The sequence below is a fragment of the Streptomyces sp. NPDC032091 genome, from assembly GCF_055580265.1.
The window spans coordinates 219,947-238,666 of the sequence record NZ_JBVILR010000007.1 but is presented as its reverse complement, the minus strand read 5'-3'; the positions used below and the strand labels follow the sequence as shown (position 1 = coordinate 238,666).

The window sequence follows — 18,720 nt, the reverse complement described above, 5'->3', positions numbered from 1 at the left end:
AAGGCCCCTACCTGGGGATTTGTTGGGCTGGGGGGGTATCAGCTGTCGATGACCGCGACAGAACCAGGGTCCGGAGGAAGAGGCGAGGCGATTCCGCAAGGGAATCCGCTGCGTTTCAACGTCCTCGGATCCCTTGAGAGTTGGGCCGCCGGGGGGCGGCTGAGACTGGGCGGGGCGATCCAGGAACGCGTCCTGTCCATGCTGCTGCTGGAATCCGGCCGGGTGGTGACCGTCGCCCGGCTGGTCGAGGCCGCGTGGGAACAGGATCCACCTGCAACGGCTTCGCACCAGGTCCGCAAAGCCGTCGCCGACCTGCGCAGGCGCATCCCCGACGGCGGTGCGGTGATCGTCACCGACGGCCCCGGGTACCGCGCCGCCGTGACGGCCGGGCAGCTCGACCTGCTCGAATTCGACGCCCTCGTCCAGGCCGCGGGCCAGGCCGCGAAGGAGGGGCGGCTGTCGACCGCCGCCGAGCACCTGGCCGCCGCGCTGGCCCTGTGGCGGGGTCCCGTCCTGTCCGGCGCCGGGGGGCCGGTGATCGACACCGTGGCGACCGCGCTGGAGGAGCGGCGGCTGTCCGCCGCCGAACAGTACTTCGGCCTGTGCCTGACCCTCGGGGAGAGCGGCGAGCTGGTGTCCGGGCTGCGCGCCCTGATCACCGAGCACCCGCTGCGGGAGACCCTGCGCGGGCAGCTGATGCTCGCCCTGTACCGCACCGGCCGGCAGGCCGAGGCGCTCCAGGAGTACGGGCGGGTGCGCGAGCTGCTGGTGGAGGAGCTCGGCGTCGACCCGGGGTCGCAGCTGGCCAAGCTGTACGAGGCGATCCTGCGCGACGGTCCCGAACTGGCCGGCCCCGAACGGGCGGAACCGGGGGTACGGGAACCGCAGCCGTCGACGGCCGCCGCCCCGGAGCCCGCGGCCGCGCCGGCCCCCGTACCGCCGCCCGTCCGGGAGGCGCCGGCCGCGCCGCCGGGGCCCGCCGCCGACGCCCCGTGCACGCTCCCCTACGACCTGCCCGACTTCACGGGCCGCGCCGAGGAGCTGAACGAGCTCTTCGCGTTCGTCCGGGAGGGACGGCCGGGCCAGGAGCGGTACGCGCGCGTCATCGCCATCGACGGCATGGGCGGCATGGGCAAGACCTCCCTCGCCGTCCGGGCCGCCCACCGGCTGGCCGACCGCTACCCGGACGGCCAGCTCCTCATCGACCTGCGCGGGTTCACCCCGGGCGAGACCCCGGTGACGCCCGCGGCCGCCCTCGACACCCTGCTGCGCACCCTCGGCACGCCCGGCGACCGCATCCCCGAGGACCTGGAGGGCCGCGCCGCCCTGTGGCGGGCGGTGCTGGACGGCCGGCGGATCCTGCTGCTGCTCGACAACGCCGGCGACGCCGCCCAGATCCGGCCCCTGCTCCCGGCCTCGCCGGGCTGCCTGGTGCTGGTCACGAGCCGGGCCCGGCTGCTGGACCTCGACGGGGTCGAGTGGGTCTCCATCGACCTGATGAAGCCCGAGGAGAGCACGGACCTGATGACGCAGACGCTCGGCGCGGCCCGCGTGGCCGCCGAGCCGGAGGCGTCCGCCGAGCTGGCGGAGCTGTGCGGGCACCTCCCGCTGGCCCTGCGCATCGCCACCGCGCGGCTGCGCAACCGGCCGCGCTGGACGGTCCGTTACCTGGTCGAGCGGCTGCGCGACGAGACCCGCCGGATGGACGAGCTGAGCTCCGGCGAGCGCAGCGTGGCGGCGACGCTGCGGCTGTCGTACCTGGCGATGGACGAGAAGCACCGCACGGCCTTCCGCATCCTCAGCCTGCACCCGGGCGCCGACATCGACGTCCACACGGCGGCCGCGCTCCTCGGCACGGCCGTCCGGGACGCCGAGGACACCCTGGAGTTCCTCCTCGACGTGCACCTCGTCCAACAGCCCGACATAGGCCTCTACACCTTCCACGACCTGGTGCGCAGCTTCGCCCAGAGCCTGCGCGTCCCGGCGACGGAGGCCGCCGACGCGGCGGCGGTCGAGCGGCTGCTCGGCTACTACCTGACGGCCACGGACACCGCCTGCGAGGTGCTCTTCCCGGGCCGCAAGCACCGCCCGACCGGCATCGCCCCGTACGAGGGCGAGCTGCCGCCGCTCACCCGCGCGGACCTGGCGGGCCGCTGGTTCGACCAGGAACACGACGGCCTCCTGGCCGCGGTCACCCTCGCCGACCACCGGGGCCACGACCGCTACACGGCCTGCCTGAGCCGCAACCTGGCGTTCCACCTGCACGCGCGGGGCCGGTTCGACGACTTCTGGAGCCTGGGCCGCCTCTCGGTGGCCGCCGCCCGCCGGCTCGACGACCCGCACCTGCTCACCGTCAGCCTGGCCAACCTGGGCGCGGCGTGCTGGAAGCTCGGCCGGTTCGAGGAGGGCCTGGAGGTCGCCGCGGAGAGCCGGGACACCGCCGTACGGCTCGGCGACCGGCACATCGAGGCCCACAGCGAGTCGACCATCGGCCTGCTGCTGTCCACCCTCGGGCAGTACACCGCGGCCGTGCCCCTGATCGAGCGGGCGATCGGCATGGCCGCCGAACTGGGCGCGCGGCGTGAGGAGTCCGAGGGCCTCACCATGCTCAGCACGCTGCACGCGCGCTGCGGACGCCACCGGGAGGCGGAGGAGGCCGCCCGCCGGGCGCTGGGCATCAGCCGCAGCCTCGGGTACCGGAGCGGGGAGGTCACGGCGCTGACGGACCTGGCCTTCGCCCAGACGGGCCGCGGGGCGTACGAAGAGGCGTCCGCCTCCCTGCGGACGGCGCACGGCCTGTGCGACTGGGCCCGGGAGCAGGTGGACGGGGCCGTGCTGCTCGCGCTGTCCGCGGAGGTCGCGGACCGGCTGGGCAACGAGGAGGAGTCCTCCGGCTTCGCGGAGCGGGCCCTGGCGCTGGCCCGGGCCAACGGCGCGCCGATCCGGCTGGCCAAGGTGGAGAACCTCCTCGGACGCCGGCACGTGCGCCGGGGGGAATGGGAGGCCGCGCGCATCCTGCACGGCCACGCCTACAAGATCGCGACGGGCATGCGCCTGCGCCCCGAGGAGGCCGACGCCCTGGTCGGCCTGGCGAGGGCGTCGGAGGCCGCCGGGGACCTCGCGGCCGCCTCCCGGCAGTGGGCGAAGGCGGAGGAGATCTTCGCCTTCATGGGAATCCCGGAGCTCTGCCGCGCCGGCTGACCGCCGGACGCGGAAGTGCCCCGCACCGGTCCTCCGGTGCGGGGCACTTCCGTTCGCGGGGGCCGGCCGGGTCAGTGGGCCGGGGCCGGGGAGGGGGCCGCGGGGCCGCGGTCGTCGGCGAGCACCCGGTGCCCGGCCGACGGGCCCGCGTCCGAGAACTGGACGGTCGCCCCGAGGCCCAGGACCAGAGCCGCCGCCGTGAAGATTCCCGCCAGGCCCGCCAGCTTGCTGTTCATCGCATCCCCCTGATGTCTGCTGTGTGCGGCCCCCCGTGCGGTGGGCCGCTTTCGACATCACTGAGATTGGGCCAGGGCGATACCGGAGCGTTCCCGTCCCGATACCTGTCCAACTCCCTTGAAAACCTGGCTGGTTACCGTTGTCCGATAACCAACCGTCAGGCAGGCGCCCCGCTGGCCGCCACCCCGCGCGCCCGGTTCCCGTACGGTTCCCGCGAGGCGGCGATCCGGGAGCCCCGGGCGGTGATCAGCACGTCCGTACGGGTCGTCCCGCACTCGTACCCCGCCAGGTCCAGCAACGCCCGCACGGTCGCGCGGACGCCCGCCCGGTCCTCCTCGGAGAGCGGCTCCGCGTGCCCCTCCGCCGTGATGCCGGCGACCAGGTGCATCCCGCCCACCGAGAACGTCTCCACGCTGAACTGCGGCCCGGTCAGCAGCTCTTCGACGAGGTGCGGACCCGGGTACCGGCCGGCCACGGCCCGCTCGGCCCAGTCCGCCAGGGCCGCGTGGTCCCGTACGGGGGCGGTGTGCCACGCGCCCGCCGCGTCGGCGGACTTGATCACCACCGGCAGCGGGAAGGCCTCCGCCAGCGCCCGTGCCTCGGCGACGGTGGCCGCCTCCTCGGCGCGCACGGCCGAGATCCCGCTGGCGTTCAGGACGCGCCGCATGGCCGCCGCGTCCGGCAGACCGGGCACCTCGTCCGCCCCTTCCTCCCGGTCCTCCGCGAGCTCCCGGGCCACCGCCTCGGCGGCCGCCGAGGCCCCGCCGGTCAGTGCTCCGGGGAGGTAGAGGATGTGCCCGATCCCGTGGTGACGGGCCGTGTCCGTCAGGACGGCGCGCAGCTCGGCCGCCTCCGCGAAGTCCACCCGCAGGATCCGCTCGGGAGGCAGTTCCGCGCGGATCCCCGGCTCCACCTCCACCCGGTGGTCCAGGGCGGCCCAGACCTCCAGGCCCGCCGCGCGGGCCGCGCGTACGAGCCCCGGTCCGGGCATCACCAGCAGGGCCCGCCTCGCCCGCTGTGCCGTCTGGCTGTCACTCACCGTGTCCCCCTTCTCGGACTTCCGGGGAGATAGTGACGCCCCGCCTTCCCGATCAGATCCCTCGGCGGTCCTGAAGGGCCGACATCTTTTCCGGACTGTCCGGATACGTACCGGCAGGGGGCCCCGGCCCGTCCAGCACGGCCCGAGACTCCTTCCGGGGATCCTCCAGAAGACCCCGACCGGGGCGGTAACGGACCGGAACCGGGCGGCCGCGAGGGCAGGCACGACGAAACCCCCTGACCGGCGTTTCCGCAGGTCAGGGGGTTTCATGGAGTGGAGCCTAGGAGATTCGAACTCCTGACATCTGCCTTGCAAAAGCAGCGCTCTACCAACTGAGCTAAGGCCCCGTGCGTCCGGACGCGGCTCCTCCCCCGGGAGGGAGTGTCCGTTCCGCAGGACAGAGTACCCGGTGCACCCCCTCATCCCGCAAAATGATAGGGACTCCCGCCCCGCGACCACGCTCCGTAAGATGCTCGCGAGGTTCGCACCAGCGAAGGGGAGTAGTAAGCGTGGACGCAGTACAGCAAGAGGCCACCGCCAGAGCCCGGGAGCTTCAGCGCAGTTGGTACGGGGAACCGCTCGGCGCCCTGTTCCGGCGGCTCATAGATGACCTCGGCCTGAACCAGGCTCGCCTCGCTGCTGTCCTCGGACTGTCGGCACCGATGCTGTCCCAGCTGATGAGCGGGCAGCGCGCCAAGATCGGGAACCCGGCCGTCGTCCAGCGGGTCCAGGCCCTCCAGGACCTCGCCGGGCAGGTGGCGGACGGCAGCGTCAGCGCCGGCGAGGCCACCGACCGGATGGACGAGATCAAGAACACCCAGGGCGGCTCCGTCCTCAGCAACAGCGGCCAGACCACCACCAGTTCCGGCGCCCCCACCGTCAGGCGGGTCGTCCGCGAGATCCAGTCGCTGCTGCGCTCCGTCTCGGCGGCCGGCGACATCATCGACGCGGCGAACGCCCTCGCCCCCAGCCACCCCGAACTCGCGGAGTTCCTGCGGGTGTACGGCGCCGGGCGCACCGCGGAAGCGGTGGCCCACTACGAGGCCCACCAGAACTGACGCGCGAGGCGACGGGGGGCGGCAGCGGCACGGGGTCCCGGCGCCGCTGTGGGACGTGATCATCCGTCCGCCGCACCCCCGGGAACCCCCGACCGGTTCCGGCGCGCCACAGGGCCGCACAAGGCCCTTGCCGGGGCTACCCAGTTGCTCCCCACCCCGCCCGATGACGCGGACGGGGCCCGGGTGCCCCCGGAACAGCACGAAGCCCCGGCAGCAGCGGCAGCCGGGGCTTCATGAGATCAAACGTGGGGCTCACACGCCGGAACCGGAAGGCACGGAGTCGGTAGCCTCCGTCCACAGGTCCTGCTCGGCGCGGTCCGCCTGGATCTGGCGGTACACGAGGAGCCCGCCGATGGCGGCCAGTGCGACCAGGAGCAGCTTCTTCACCGCGCGACCTCGTCTTTCGTTGACGTTGGGGACTTCTGGGCGCCAACAATACACACCGACCGATACCGATCGGTTATCTAGGGGGCCCTGGACGGCCCAACGAAGAAGACCCCCGGGCCGGTGGCCTGAGGGTCTTCGTCACTGTGGGGCTAACAGGATTTGAACCTGTGGCCTCATCCTTATCAGGGATGCGCTCTAACCAACTGAGCTATAGCCCCTCCGCGCCTGCGCGCTGACTCCTGAAGATTAGCGCACAGACGCTGTGGAACCCAAATCCGCTCCGGCGGGGCTTTCCCGCAGGTCAGTCAGCGGATCATTCGTCCTCGGCCAGCGTGAGCTCCACGCCGCCGACGAAGCCCGCCGACAGGTTGTAGATGAACGCGCCCAGCGTCGCCAGGGCGGTCATCAGCACCACGTCGATCACCGCGATGACCGAGGTGAAGATCAGTACGCGCGGCAGCGACAGGAACGACTGGAGGTCGAAGCCGTTGCCCTCGTTCGAGCCGGTGGCCTCGCTGATCGTGCCGCCGACGGTCGAGAAGATGCCCATGGCGTCCATGACCATCCACAGCACCACCGACGCCACGATCGTGCAGACGCCGAGCGCGATCGACAGCAGGAAGCTGACCTTCATCACCGACCACGGGTCGGCCTTGGCCACCCGCAGCCGCGCCTTGCGCGTCCGGGGCGTCGTACGGGTCCCCGGAACGGGCCCCCGCTGCGTCCCCGGCTTCTTGGGAGCCGCGTACGCCTGCGGGGGGTGGTAGGGCTGCTCCGCGGCCTCCTTGGCCGCCGCAGCGGGCTTCTGCTTCTGCTTGGACTGGGACTGCGGCTTCGCCTTCGGCTCCGACTGCGGTCCTCGGGTGTCCGTCACGGTTCCCCCCCTGCCTTCGGCGGGGGTATCCCCACCCTCGGAGTCCGCGGCGGGGCCACGGGCACCGTTCGCTCCAGTCTTGGCCGGTCCGGCGCCCGTGGCTCCACTCACGACTTACTCCTCGTGCTCCCGATCCGGGGACGCTTCGTCCCCGGCGGCCTCGGCGGCCGTACCCTCGGCTGCCGCGGCCTCGATCCCTGTCTCGATCTCGTCGACCTCGTCAGCTTCCTGACCGGCCTCGGCGTTGCGGGCGATACCCACCACGGCATCCCGCTTGCCCAGGTTGATCAGCTGGACGCCCATGGTGTCACGGCCCGTCTCCCTGACTTCGTTGACGCGCGTACGGATCACACCGCCGCCGAGCGTGATGGCGAGGATCTCATCCGATTCGTCCACCACCAGCGCGCCGACGAGCGACCCGCGGTCCTCCACGATCTTGGCGGCCTTGATGCCCAGACCGCCACGGCCCTGGACGCGGTACTCGTCCACCGCGGTCCGCTTGGCGTAGCCGCCGTCGGTCGCGGTGAACACGAACGTACCCGGCCGGACAACGCTCATCGAGAGCAGTTCGTCACCCTCGCGGAAGCTCATGCCCTTCACGCCGGAGGTGGCGCGGCCCATCGGGCGCAGCGCGTCGTCCGTCGCCGTGAAGCGGATGGACTGCGCCTTCTTGCTGATGAGCAGCAGGTCGTCCTCGGCGGACACCAGCTCGGCGCCGATCAGCTCGTCGTCGCTGCCGTCCTCCGTCTCGCGGAGGTTGATGGCGATGACCCCACCCGAACGCGGCGAGTCGTAGTCCTTCAGCGCCGTCTTCTTCACCAGGCCGCCCTTGGTGGCCAGGATCAGGTAGGGCGCCGCCTCGTAGTCGCGGATCGCGAGGATCTGGGCGATCTTCTCGTCCGGCTGGAAGGCCAGCAGGTTCGCCACGTGCTGCCCGCGGGCGTCGCGGCCGGCGTCCGGGAGCTCGTACGCCTTGGACCGGTAGACGCGGCCCTTGTTCGTGAAGAACAGCAGCCAGTGGTGCGTGGTGGAGACGAAGAAGTGGTCGACCAGGTCGTCCTGCTTCAGCTTCGTGCCGCGCACGCCCTTGCCGCCGCGCTTCTGCGAGCGGTAGTCCTCGGTCTTGGTGCGCTTGACGTAGCCGCCGTGGGTGATGGTGACGACGATGTCCTCTTCGGCGATCAGGTCCTCGATGGACATGTCACCGTCGAAGGGCACCAGCTTGGAGCGCCGGTCGTCGCCGTACTTCTCGACGATCGCCGCCAGTTCCTCGCTGACGATCGAGCGCTGCTTCTCCGGCGAGGCCAGGATCGCGTTGTACTCGTTGATCTTCGCCTGGAGTTCGTCGTGCTCGGCGACGATCTTCTGGCGCTCCAGGGCCGCCAGGCGGCGCAGCTGCATCTCCAGGATCGCGTTGGCCTGGATCTCGTCGATCTCCAGGAGGCCCATCAGGCCCTCGCGCGCGATCTCGACGGTGTTGCTGCGCCGGATGAGGGCGATGACCTCGTCGATGGCGTCCAGCGCCTTGAGCAGGCCGCGCAGGATGTGGGCCCGCTCCTCCGCCTTGCGCAGGCGGAAGCGCGTACGGCGGACGATGACCTCGATCTGGTGCGTCACCCAGTGGCGGATGAACGCGTCGATCGACAGGGTGCGCGGCACCCCGTCGACCAGCGCCAGCATGTTCGCGCCGAAGTTCGTCTGCAGGTCGGTGTGCTTGTAGAGGTTGTTCAGCACGACCTTGGCGACGGCGTCGCGCTTGAGCACGATCACCAGGCGCTGGCCCGTCCGGGACGAGGTCTCGTCGCGGACGTCGGCGATGCCGCCGATCTTGCCGTCCTTGACCAGGTCGGCGATCTTCTGCGCCAGGTTGTCCGGGTTGGTCTGGTACGGAAGCTCCGTGACCACCAGGCACTGGCGGTTCTGGATCTCCTCGACCTCGACGACCGCGCGCATCGTGATGGAGCCGCGCCCGGTCCGGTACGCCTCCTCGATGCCCTTGCGGCCCACGACCAGGGCGCCCGACGGGAAGTCAGGACCCTTGATCCGCTCGATGAGCGCGTCCTGGAGCTCCTCGTGCGTGGCCTCCGGGTGCTCCAGCGCCCACTGGGCGCCGGCCGCGACCTCGCGCAGGTTGTGCGGCGGGATGTTGGTCGCCATGCCGACCGCGATCCCGGCGGAGCCGTTGACCAGCAGGTTCGGGAAGCGCGCCGGCAGGACCGTCGGCTCCTGGTTGCGGCCGTCGTAGTTGTCCTGGAAGTCGACGGTCTCCTCGTCGATGTCCCGGAGCATCTCCATGGCCACCGGAATGAGCTTGCACTCGGTGTAGCGCATGGCGGCCGCCGGGTCGTTGCCCGGGGAGCCGAAGTTGCCGTTGGAGTCCACCAGCGGCATGCGCATCGACCACGGCTGGGCCAGGCGGACCAGGGCGTCGTAGATGGAGCTGTCACCGTGCGGGTGGTAGGTGCCCATGACGTCGCCGACGACGCGGGCGCACTTGTAGAAGCCCTTCTCGGGCCGGTAGCCGCCGTCGTACATCGCGTACAGCACACGCCGGTGGACCGGCTTGAGGCCGTCCCGTACGTCGGGCAGCGCGCGGGAGACGATGACGGACATCGCGTAGTCGAGGTAGGAGCGCTGCATCTCCGTTTCGAGCCCGACGGGCTCGATGCGCAGCTGCGGCTGCTCCTCCGCGGCGTTCTCTGCGGTGGGGGTGGTTTCGTCGGCCATTGCTGGTCAGAAGTCCTTTCAGGCGGTCAGCGTCGGGCCGACTCAGATGTCGAGGAAGCGGACGTCCTTGGCGTTGCGCTGGATGAAGGAGCGCCGCGCCTCGACGTCCTCACCCATCAGCACCGAGAACAGGTCGTCGGCCTGGGCCGCGTCGTCCAGCGTGACCTGGCCGAGCACGCGGTGGTCCACGTCCATGGTGGTGACGCGCAGCTCCTCGGCGTTCATCTCGCCCAGACCCTTGAAGCGCTGGATCGAGTCTTCCTTGATGCGCTTGCCGTTCTGCTTGCCGAGCTCGACCAGGGCGTCGCGCTCGCGGTCCGAGTACGCGTACTCGAAGTCGTCACGGCCCCACTTGATCTTGTAGAGCGGCGGGCGGGACAGGTACACGTGTCCGGCCTCGACCAGCGGGCGCATGAAGCGGAAGAGGAAGGTCAGCAGCAGGGTGTTGATGTGCTGGCCGTCGACGTCGGCGTCCGCCATCAGGATGATCTTGTGATAGCGGAGCTTCTCGATGTCGAAGTCCTCGTGCACACCGGTGCCGAAGGCGCTGATCAGCGCCTGGACCTCGGTGTTCTGGAGGATCTTGTCGATCCGGGCCTTCTCGACGTTCAGGATCTTGCCGCGGATGGGCAGGATGGCCTGGTACATCGGGTTGCGGCCGGACTTCGCCGAGCCGCCGGCGGAGTCGCCCTCGACGATGAAGATCTCGCACTTGGTCGGGTCGTTCGACTGGCAGTCCGAGAGCTTGCCCGGCAGCGAGGCGCTCTCCAGGAGGCCCTTGCGGCGGGTCAGGTCGCGGGCCTTGCGGGCCGCGACACGGGCCGTGGCCGCCTGGATCGCCTTGCGGACGATGTCCGCGGCCTCGACCGGGTTGCGGTCGAACCAGTCGTTCAGGTGCTCGTGGACCACCTTCTGCACGAAGGTCTTGGCCTCCGTGTTGCCCAGCTTGGTCTTCGTCTGGCCCTCGAACTGGGGCTCGCCCAGCTTGACCGAGATGATCGCCGTCAGACCCTCGCGGATGTCCTCGCCGGCGAGGTTGTCGTCCTTCTCGCGGAGCAGCTTCTTGTCGCGCGCGTAACGGTTCACCAGACCCGTCAGCGCCGCGCGGAAGCCCTCCTCGTGGGTGCCGCCCTCGTGCGTGTGGATCGTGTTCGCGAAGGAGTACACGCCCTCGGTGTACTGCGAGTTCCACTGCATCGCGATCTCGACCGAGAGCATGCGCTCCTTGTCCTCGGCCTCGACGTCGATGACGGTCGGGTGGATCAGCTCGCCCTTGCGCGAGTTGAGGTACTTCACGAAGTCGACGATGCCGCCCTCGTAGTGGTACCGGACCGTGCGCGCCTTGGGCTCCTGCGCGTCCGCGTCGGGGTTGTCGGCGTCCGCGGTGGCCTTGGCCGACTCGCGCTCGTCCGTCAGCGAGAGGGTCAGGCCCTTGTTGAGGAAGGCCATCTCCTGGAAGCGCCGCGACAGCGTCTCGAAGGAGTACTCGGTGGTCTCGAAGATGTCGCCGTCGGCCCAGAACGTCACCGACGTGCCGGTCTCGTCGGTCTCCTCGTTCTTGGCCAGCGGGGCCGTCGGCACGCCCAGCTTGTAGTCCTGGGTCCAGCGGTGGCCGTCCGTCTTGACCTCGACCGCGACCTTGGTCGACAGCGCGTTCACGACGGACACACCGACGCCGTGCAGACCGCCGGAGACGGCGTAGCCGCCGCCGCCGAACTTGCCGCCCGCGTGGAGGACCGTGAGGACGACCTCGACGGCCGGCTTGCCCTCGGACGGCACGATGCCGACGGGGATGCCTCGGCCGTTGTCGATCACGCGCACCCCGCCGTCGGCGAGGATCGTCACGTCGATGGTGTCCGCGTGACCCGCCAGCGCCTCGTCGACCGAGTTGTCGACGACCTCGTAGACGAGGTGGTGCAGACCACGCTCACCCGTCGAGCCGATGTACATACCCGGCCGCTTGCGGACCGCGTCCAGGCCCTCCAGGACCTGGATCGCACTGGCGTCGTAATTCTTCTCGTTGGAGTCGCCGGAATCGGCCACGAAGCGCCCTTTCTGGCACAGCGCAGCCCGTACTCCGGACCAGCGTGTGCGCCGGCGGGAGCGGCCGCGTCGATCTGCGTTGTCTGCGTTGTCGATGTCACCCCGCGAACGGGCGGGATTGTCTCCAGTCTACCGGTACCGCTGACATGAGTGGGGGTTTGCCGGTGCCTGAGTCCGCATGTGCCGCCCTGAACCTCCACTCTCCGACTCCCCATATCCGGGGAGGGGCTCAAAGAGGCTCACACGGGCACCCAGCGCTTCGGCCTGTCAACCCGTCGCTACGGTGAGGGACACCGCATTCACGGCCTCCGCGAAGCGCGCTCGGCACGCTCCGGCACCGCCGGGCGAAATCCAGCCCCGCCGGCGTTTGAGGCGCGGGGTCTGGGGCAGCGCCCCAGGTCCCGGCGCAGCCGGGTCCCCGCAGGGCCTAGCCCCAGGTGTCCCCCGGCCCGGACCCACCCGGCGCCCGCAAGGGCCCGTACCGCTTCGGCCGCCCGCCGGGCCCCTGCACCTTGATCAGCCGCACGGTCCCCTGCCCCAGCTCCGCGTTGAGCCGCGCCACCAGCTGCGGCGCGAGCAGCTTCAGCTGGGCCGCCCACGCGGAGGAGTCGCAGCGGACCAGCAGCTCGCGCTCCTCGTACCGTTCCGGTTCGCAGTGCGCGGCGATCTCCGGGCCGACGATCTCCGCCCAGCGCTCCATCACCCCGGCCACCGCGATCGGCATCTCCCAGCCGCGTTCGGTGCGCAGCCGGTCCAGCGCCGCCATCAGCGGCATCGGGTCCCGGCCGTCGGCCCGCGCGCCCGACCGCAGCCCGGGCTGCTGCTGGCGCTTCCGTCCGCCGACCGCGTTGCCGCGGGCCCGGGCCTGCTCGCGCGCGGCGGCCAGGGCCTGGCGCGCCAGGTCGACCCCGGAGGGTTCGGGGGCCTTCCGCTTCTGCTGCTCGCCGTCGTTCACAACCGCGTCACCTCACCGCCGGACACCGCGAAGCGGGTCCCCGTCAGTACCCCCGGCACGTCGTCGTCCACCGCCGCGGTGACCAGGACCTGCTCGCCCGGGGCCACCAGTTCCGCGAGCCGCTCGCGGCGGCGGGCGTCCAGCTCGGCGAAGACGTCGTCCAGGACCAGTACCGGCTCGTTGCCCTCCGAGCGCAGCAGCTCGTACGAGGCCAGCCGCAGCGCCAGCGCGTACGACCAGGACTCGCCGTGGCTGGCGTACCCCTTGGCCGGGAGCTCGCCGAGGCGCAGGAGGACGTCGTCGCGGTGCGGGCCGACCAGGGTGACCCCGCGTTCGATCTCCTGCTTGCGCACCTCGGACAGGCCGGCGAGCAGCACCTCGTAGAGCGCCTCGCGGGTGCGGGCCCCGCCGCTGTCGACGCCCTCGCCGGCGGAGGACTTGTAGGAGAGGCCGAGCGGGCCGCCGCCGGGCGCGAGCTGCTCGTAGGCCTTGTCGGCCAGCGGCAGCAGGGTGGCGAGCAGGTCCAGGCGGTGGGCGAGCAGCTCGGCGCCCGCGCGGGCGAGGTGCTGGTCCCACACGTCGAGGGTGGACATGTCCATGGACCGGCCGCCGTGCCGACGGGCCATGGCCGCGGACTTCAGCAGGGTGTTGCGCTGCTTGAGCACCCGTTCGTAGTCGGAGCGGACGGCCGCCATGCGCGGGGAGCGGGCGGTGACGAGCTCGTCCAGGAAGCGGCGCCGCTCGCCGGGGTCGCCCTTGACCAGGGCGAGGTCCTCGGGGGCGAACAGCACGGTGCGTACGATCCCCAGCACGTCCCGGGGCCTGACCTGCGAGGACCGGTTGATGCGGGCCCGGTTTGCGCGGCCCGGGTTGAGCTCCAGCTCGACCAGCTGCTGGCGTTCCCCCTGGGTCACGGCCGCCCGGATCACGGCCCGGTCGGCGCCCATGCGCACGAGCGGGGCGTCGGAGGAGACCCGGTGGCTGCCCAGGGTGGCCAGGTAGCCGACGGCCTCGACGAGGTTGGTCTTGCCCTGGCCGTTGGGGCCCACGAAAGCCGTGACGCCCGGGGCGAGGGGAACCTCGGCCCGGGCGTACGAGCGGAAGTCGGCCAACGAGAGATGCGAAACGTGCATACGGCGCCGACCTCCCCCGGCTTCCTGCTGCTGTGCTGGTGCTGCTGTGGTGCGGTTACTTCTTCTCCACCGCGTGGCCGCCGAACTGGTTGCGCAGCGCCGCGATCATCTTCATCTGCGGGGAGTCGTCCTGGCGGGACGCGAAGCGGGCGAAGAGGGAGGCGGTGATCGCCGGGAGCGGCACCGCGTTGTCGATCGCCGCCTCGACGGTCCAGCGGCCCTCGCCCGAGTCCTGGGCGAAGCCCCGGAGCTGGTCGAGGTGCTCGTCCTCGTCCAGCGCGTTGACGGCCAGGTCCAGCAGCCAGGAGCGGATGACCGTGCCCTGCTGCCAGGAGCGGAACACCTCGCGGACGTCGGTGACCGAGTCCACCTTCTCCAGGAGCTCCCAGCCCTCGGCGTAGGCCTGCATCATGGCGTACTCGATGCCGTTGTGGACCATCTTCGCGAAGTGGCCGGCGCCGACCTTGCCCGCGTGCACGGCGCCGAAGTCACCCTCGGGCTTGAGGGCGTCGAAGACCGGCTGGACGGCCGCGACGTGCTTCTCGTCGCCGCCGTACATCAGCGCGTAGCCGTTCTCCAGGCCCCAGACGCCGCCGGAGACGCCGCAGTCGACGAAGCCGATGCCCTTGGCCTCCAGCTCCTTGGCGTGCTTCTCGTCGTCCGTCCAGCGGGAGTTGCCGCCGTCGACGACGACGTCGCCGGGGGAGAGCAGCTCCGCCAGCTCGTCCACGGTGGACTGCGTCGCGGCGCCGGCCGGGACCATGACCCACACCACGCGGGGGGCCTGGAGGCTGTCCACAAGCTCCCGCAGGCTGTGGACATCGGCGAGGTCCGGGTTGCGGTCGTATCCGATGACGGTGTGGCCTGCGCGGCGGATGCGCTCGCGCATGTTGCCGCCCATCTTGCCGAGACCGACGAGACCGAGCTCCATCAGGTGGGTTCCTTAAGCGTTGGGGCCGTCTGTGTCGGGGCTCCCCGGGGGCCGGTGGTTTCCCGCCGTTTTCTCCTGGGTCGCCCGCCGGGTCCGAGCCTACGCCGGGCGGTGGCGCGGGGCCGCTCCGCACGGCGCGGGCCCGGTCCCGTACCGCCGGGCCCGGCCCCGCCGGTGCGGGACCGGGCCCGGCGTCCGCGTACGGGAGCGTCAGCCGGAGAGGCGGACCGGCATGATCAGGTACTTGTAGGCCTCGTCCGCCTCGGCGTCGACCGCGGGGCGGCCGCTGAGCAGCGCGGGCTTGGTCGACGTGGTGAAGCTGAGCTGGGCGGCCGGCGAGTCGATCGCGCTCAGGCCGTCGAGCAGGAAAGTGGGGTTGAAGGCGATCGAGATGTCGTCGCCCTCCAGCGTCGCGTCGACGCGCTCCACAGCCTGTGCGTCGTCGCTGGAGCCGGCCTCCAGGATGAGGACGCCCTGCTCGAAGCTGAGGCGGACGGGCGTGTTGCGCTCGGCGACCAGGGCCACGCGCTTGACGGCCTCGACGAACGGGGCGGTCTCGATCACGGCGACCGAGTTGAACTCCGTCGGGAAGAGCGTGCGGTACTTCGGCAGGTCGCCTTCGAGCAGGCGGGTGGTGGTGCGGCGGCCCGCGCCCTCGAAGCCGATGAGGCCCTCGCCCTGTCCGGAGCTGGAGAGCGCCAGGGTGACGGTGTCGCCGCTGGTCAGGGACTTGGCGGTGTCGAGGAGGGTCTTGGCGGGCACCAGGGCCACGGCCGAGGCGTCCGGGTTCTCCGGCTTCCACAGGAACTCGCGCACCGCGAAGCGGTAGCGGTCGGTGGAGGCCAGGGTGACGCGGTCGCCCTCGATCTCGATGCGGACACCGGTCAGGACGGGCAGCGTGTCGTCGCGGCCGGCGGCGATGGCCACCTGGGCGGCGGCGGAGGCGAAGACCTCGCCGGGGACGGTGCCGGTGGCGGTGGGCATCTGCGGGAGTGCCGGGTATTCCTCCACAGGCAGGGTGTGGAGTGTGAACCGCGAGGAGCCGCAGACCACGGTCGCCCGTACACCGTCTGTGGAAATCTCCACCGGGCGGTTGGGGAGGGCGCGGCAGATGTCGGCGAGGAGCCGGCCGGAGACGAGGACGGTGCCGTCCTCCTCCACGTCCGCCTCGACGGAGACGCGGGCCGAGACCTCGTAGTCGAAGCCGGAGAGGGACAGGGTCCCGTCCTCGGCCTTCAGCAGCAGGCCCGCGAGCACGGGCACCGGCGGCCGGGCCGGGAGGCTGCGTGCAGCCCAGGCCACCGCCTCCGCGAGTACGTCGCGCTCCACCCGGATCTTCACCGGAACCGCCTCCTGCTGTTGCTCGCTCGTCTGCCGGCCTTCGTCGTCGGTCGTCGATGCCTCGACCGATGCCGGTGACCAGTCTGACGTACGGCGCCGACAGTCGTTGCGGCTGGCGGTCAAGTCGGGACCGAGGCGGCGGGACGGCCGCTCGACGAGTTGTGCACAGGACCTGCTTGAAAACCGAATCCGCGCTAACTGTCTATGGGGGTAGTAGTAGGGCCTGTGGAAACGGTGGAAAAGCTCGTTCTCGCAGGTCAACCCCGGTTTTTTATCCCCACACCCTGTGGGTGACACCGGTGGACAACACGGTGTCTCTGTGGAGAAAGGAAAGTTCTGCACAGGTCGTCCCCAGGGGACCCTCACTACTCCACAGGTGTGTCCCCAGTTTTCCCCCGGAAGTCCACAGCCCAAACGTCGACATCCGTGTGACGGCTTTCACTCTTGACGGTGAGCGGAGGGGTCTGGTTGCCGAACAGTGGACAACGGTGTGGAGAACCGTCGGGAACCTGTGCACAGGATGCGGGAACCTGTGAGTCGGTGGTGGACAGAGGAGTGGATGAGCCTGTGGATGATTTTTCTGTCCACAGGTTGTGGATGGCGCTTGCGCACAATTCCACAGCCGTCTGACCTGGACTGATGACCCCTCAACCAGCGCTCCTGTGGACAGATTGTGGGTGAGGATCGCTGTCCTCAGGCTGTGGACGGAAGAAAGTTGGGGAATCTGTGGACAACTGCCGCCCCCGGGGGCGTATTCGAACAGAGCAGGGGCGCACGAACGACGAAGGGCGCCCCCGGTCGGATCCGGGAGCGCCCTGTGCGGGGTTCGTGAGGCCCCCTGACGCGCCGGCCGGGGGCCGCCGTCAGCCGTTCTTGATGCGGTTGGTGAGCTCCGTGACCTGGTTGTAGATGGAGCGCCGCTCCGCCATCAGGGCGCGGATCTTGCGGTCCGCGTGCATGACGGTGGTGTGGTCGCGGCCGCCGAACTGGGCCCCGATCTTCGGCAGCGACAGGTCCGTGAGCTCGCGGCACAGGTACATGGCGATCTGCCGCGCCGTCACCAGGACCCGGCTGCGGGAGGATCCGCACAGGTCGTCCACGGTCAGCCCGAAGTAGTCCGCGGTGGCCGCCATGATGTCGGCGGCCGTGATCTCCGGCGCGCTGTCCTCGCCGCCGGGGATCAGGTTCTTGAGGACGTCCTCGGTCAGCCCCAGGTCCACCGGCTGCCGGTTGAGGCTCGCGAACGCCGTCACCCGGATCAGCGCCCCCTCCAGCTCGCGGATGTTGCGCGAGATCCGCGAGGCGATGAACTCCAGCACCTCCGGCGGGGCGTTGAGCTGCTCCTGGACGGCCTTCTTGCGCAGGATCGCGATCCGGGTCTCCAGCTCGGGCGGCTGGACGTCGGTGATCAGGCCCCACTCGAAGCGGTTGCGCAGCCGGTCCTCCAGGGTGACGAGCTGCTTGGGCGGCCGGTCGGAGGACAGCACGATCTGCTTGTTGGCGTTGTGGAGCGTGTTGAAGGTGTGGAAGAACTCCTCCTGCGTCGACTCCTTGCTCGCGAGGAACTGGATGTCGTCGACGAGCAGGATGTCCATCTCGCGGTAGCGCTTGCGGAACGCGTCGCCCTTGCCGTCGCGGATGGAGTTGATGAACTCGTTGGTGAACTCCTCCGAGCTCACGTACCGCACCCGGGTGCCGGGATAGAGGCTGCGCGCGTAGTGGCCGATGGCGTGCAGCAGGTGCGTCTTCCCCAGACCCGACTCCCCGTAGATGAAGAGCGGGTTGTACGCCTTCGCGGGCGCTTCGGCGACGGCCACCGCGGCGGCGTGCGCGAAGCGGTTGGAGGCACCGATGACGAAGGTGTCGAAGAGGTACTTGGGGTTCAGCCGCGCGGTCGGCTCCAGGGGCCCCGAGGTGGAGCCGCCGGACGGGGCCGACGGCGGCGGCGCGGGCGTGGGCCGGCCGGGGGCGGGACGCGGGGCCGGCTGGTCGTACGACGGCTGGTCGTAGGACTGCTGCTCGTACTTCTGGGGCTCGTACTTGTTCCCCTCGTACTTCTGCTGCTCGTACTTCTGCTGCTCGTAGGAGGACGGCTCGTACTTCTGCTGCTCGTAGCCGCCCTGGTCGTAGCCGCCGGTCTCCGGCTGCTGGAGGTAGCCGGGCTGGGGGGAGGCGTACGGGTCCCGCTCGGGGAAGCGCTGCTGCTGCCAGCCGTAGTCGTCCTGGCCGCCGCGGGGCCAGGCGCCGGGCTCGGGGCGCGGCTGCTGGTAGTCCGGGTAGGCGGGGCGGGCGCTGGGCAGCTGCTCCTCGCCGGGGCCGGCGCCGGGGCGCGGGCCGCCGTACGGCTCGTAGGACTCGCGTGAGGAGGGGGCGGGCGCGGCAGGGGGCGCGGGCTCGCCGGCGGAGTCGTCCACGGTGATGGCGATCCGGATCGGGCGGCCGCACTCGCGGCTGAGGGCGTCGCTGATCAGCGGGGCGAGCCGGCCCTCCAGGACCCGCTTGCCCCATTCGTTGGGGACGGCGAGCAGGGCGGTGTCGGCCACGAGGGCCAGCGGCTGGCAGCGCTCCACCCACTGCTTGTCCTTCGGCTCGATCCCCTGCTGACCCTCGCCGAGCAGCTTTTCGAGCACGCGTGGCCACACTGCGGCAAGATCGGCAGGTACGTCAGCCACAGAGCACGCTCTCTCACAGGTCCCTCGTCCCACGAATGTGTGGTTCTTTGGGACGGTCGGGACAAAAAACAGGGATCAGGCAACGGTAGTCAGGCCGGTGGGTGCGGTTCAAGTCGTTGTCC

General features: G+C 70.9%; 13 protein-coding genes and 2 tRNA genes. 2 read left to right on the top strand and 13 right to left on the bottom strand.

All coding sequences use genetic code 11. The features are described 5' to 3' along the window. The first annotated feature begins 48 nt into the window (after positions 1–48). Positions 49–3,201 (top strand): AfsR/SARP family transcriptional regulator, encoded by a 3,153-nt coding sequence (locus tag ACZ5NJ_RS14565; protein ID WP_468765176.1) that lies wholly within the window; start codon positions 49–51, stop codon positions 3,199–3,201. Positions 3,202–3,272: 71 nt separating this feature from the next. On the opposite strand, the gene ACZ5NJ_RS14560 is transcribed toward ACZ5NJ_RS14565, so the two are convergent. The 3 genes from ACZ5NJ_RS14560 to ACZ5NJ_RS14550 form a co-directional block, all read right to left on the bottom strand. Continuing rightward, positions 3,273–3,437, bottom strand: coding sequence for a hypothetical protein (locus ACZ5NJ_RS14560; protein WP_468765175.1), 165 nt, complete (start codon positions 3,435–3,437; stop codon positions 3,273–3,275). Positions 3,438–3,595: 158 nt separating this feature from the next. Continuing rightward, positions 3,596–4,477 (bottom strand): ATP-grasp domain-containing protein, encoded by an 882-nt coding sequence (locus tag ACZ5NJ_RS14555; protein ID WP_468765174.1) that lies wholly within the window; start codon positions 4,475–4,477, stop codon positions 3,596–3,598. Positions 4,478–4,751: 274 nt separating this feature from the next. Then, a tRNA-Ala gene (locus ACZ5NJ_RS14550) sits at positions 4,752–4,824 on the bottom strand. 162 nt (positions 4,825–4,986) lie between these two features. Between ACZ5NJ_RS14550 and ACZ5NJ_RS14545 the strand changes: the two genes are divergently transcribed. Beyond that, the gene (locus ACZ5NJ_RS14545; protein ID WP_468765173.1) at positions 4,987–5,535 is read left to right on the top strand and encodes a helix-turn-helix domain-containing protein; all 549 of its coding nucleotides are present in this window, start codon (positions 4,987–4,989) and stop codon (positions 5,533–5,535) included. A gap of 252 nt (positions 5,536–5,787) precedes the next feature. On the opposite strand, the gene ACZ5NJ_RS14540 is transcribed toward ACZ5NJ_RS14545, so the two are convergent. The 10 genes from ACZ5NJ_RS14540 to dnaA all read right to left on the bottom strand — a co-directional run bounded on the left by ACZ5NJ_RS14540 (position 5,788) and on the right by dnaA (position 18,556). Continuing rightward, positions 5,788–5,922 (bottom strand): DLW-39 family protein, encoded by a 135-nt coding sequence (locus ACZ5NJ_RS14540; RefSeq protein ID WP_208809277.1) that lies wholly within the window; start codon positions 5,920–5,922, stop codon positions 5,788–5,790. Positions 5,923–6,066: 144 nt separating this feature from the next. Then, positions 6,067–6,140, bottom strand: a tRNA-Ile gene (locus ACZ5NJ_RS14535). Between the two features lie 95 nt (positions 6,141–6,235). Further along, positions 6,236–6,907 carry a DUF3566 domain-containing protein gene (locus tag ACZ5NJ_RS14530; protein WP_468765172.1) on the bottom strand — a complete coding sequence of 224 codons (672 nt, stop codon included), beginning with the start codon at positions 6,905–6,907 and terminating at the stop codon, positions 6,236–6,238. 3 nt (positions 6,908–6,910) lie between these two features. Further along, positions 6,911–9,523: a DNA gyrase subunit A gene (gene gyrA / locus ACZ5NJ_RS14525; RefSeq protein ID WP_468765171.1), complete on the bottom strand. Its 2,613-nt coding sequence runs from the start codon at positions 9,521–9,523 to the stop codon at positions 6,911–6,913. Positions 9,524–9,565: 42 nt separating this feature from the next. Next, a complete protein-coding gene (gene gyrB / locus ACZ5NJ_RS14520) occupies positions 9,566–11,587 on the bottom strand; it encodes a DNA topoisomerase (ATP-hydrolyzing) subunit B (RefSeq protein ID WP_468765255.1) in 2,022 nt (673 codons plus the stop codon). Positions 11,588–11,993: 406 nt separating this feature from the next. Next, positions 11,994–12,521, bottom strand: a complete 528-nt coding sequence (locus tag ACZ5NJ_RS14515; RefSeq protein ID WP_468765170.1) for a DciA family protein — start codon at positions 12,519–12,521, stop codon at positions 11,994–11,996. After that, entirely contained in the window at positions 12,518–13,654 is a 1,137-nt protein-coding gene (gene recF, locus ACZ5NJ_RS14510) for a DNA replication/repair protein RecF (protein ID WP_468765169.1), read from the bottom strand. The genes ACZ5NJ_RS14515 and recF overlap by 4 nt, the downstream gene beginning before the upstream one ends. Before the next feature lie 55 nt (positions 13,655–13,709). After that, positions 13,710–14,585: a phosphogluconate dehydrogenase (NAD(+)-dependent, decarboxylating) gene (gene gnd, locus ACZ5NJ_RS14505; protein ID WP_468765168.1), complete on the bottom strand. Its 876-nt coding sequence runs from the start codon at positions 14,583–14,585 to the stop codon at positions 13,710–13,712. A 210-nt stretch (positions 14,586–14,795) separates the two neighbouring features. Then, positions 14,796–15,926, bottom strand: coding sequence for a DNA polymerase III subunit beta (gene dnaN, locus ACZ5NJ_RS14500; protein ID WP_079428605.1), 1,131 nt, complete (start codon positions 15,924–15,926; stop codon positions 14,796–14,798). Between the two features lie 863 nt (positions 15,927–16,789). Continuing rightward, the gene (gene dnaA / locus ACZ5NJ_RS14495) at positions 16,790–18,556 is read right to left on the bottom strand and encodes a chromosomal replication initiator protein DnaA (RefSeq protein WP_468765167.1); all 1,767 of its coding nucleotides are present in this window, start codon (positions 18,554–18,556) and stop codon (positions 16,790–16,792) included. Between the last annotated feature and the right edge of the window lie 164 nt (positions 18,557–18,720).

What these genes read in the sequence shown, in the direction of transcription:
- recF (WP_468765169.1), bottom strand. Translation starts at nt 13,654, where the DNA reads ATGCACGTTTCGCATCTCTCGTTGGCCGACTTCCGCTCGTACGCCCGG.
- gnd (WP_468765168.1), bottom strand. Translation starts at nt 14,585, where the DNA reads ATGGAGCTCGGTCTCGTCGGTCTCGGCAAGATGGGCGGCAACATGCGC.
- gyrA (WP_468765171.1), bottom strand. Translation starts at nt 9,523, where the DNA reads ATGGCCGACGAAACCACCCCCACCGCAGAGAACGCCGCGGAGGAGCAG.
- ACZ5NJ_RS14565 (WP_468765176.1), top strand. Translation starts at nt 49, where the DNA reads ATGACCGCGACAGAACCAGGGTCCGGAGGAAGAGGCGAGGCGATTCCG.
- ACZ5NJ_RS14560 (WP_468765175.1), bottom strand. Translation starts at nt 3,437, where the DNA reads ATGAACAGCAAGCTGGCGGGCCTGGCGGGAATCTTCACGGCGGCGGCT.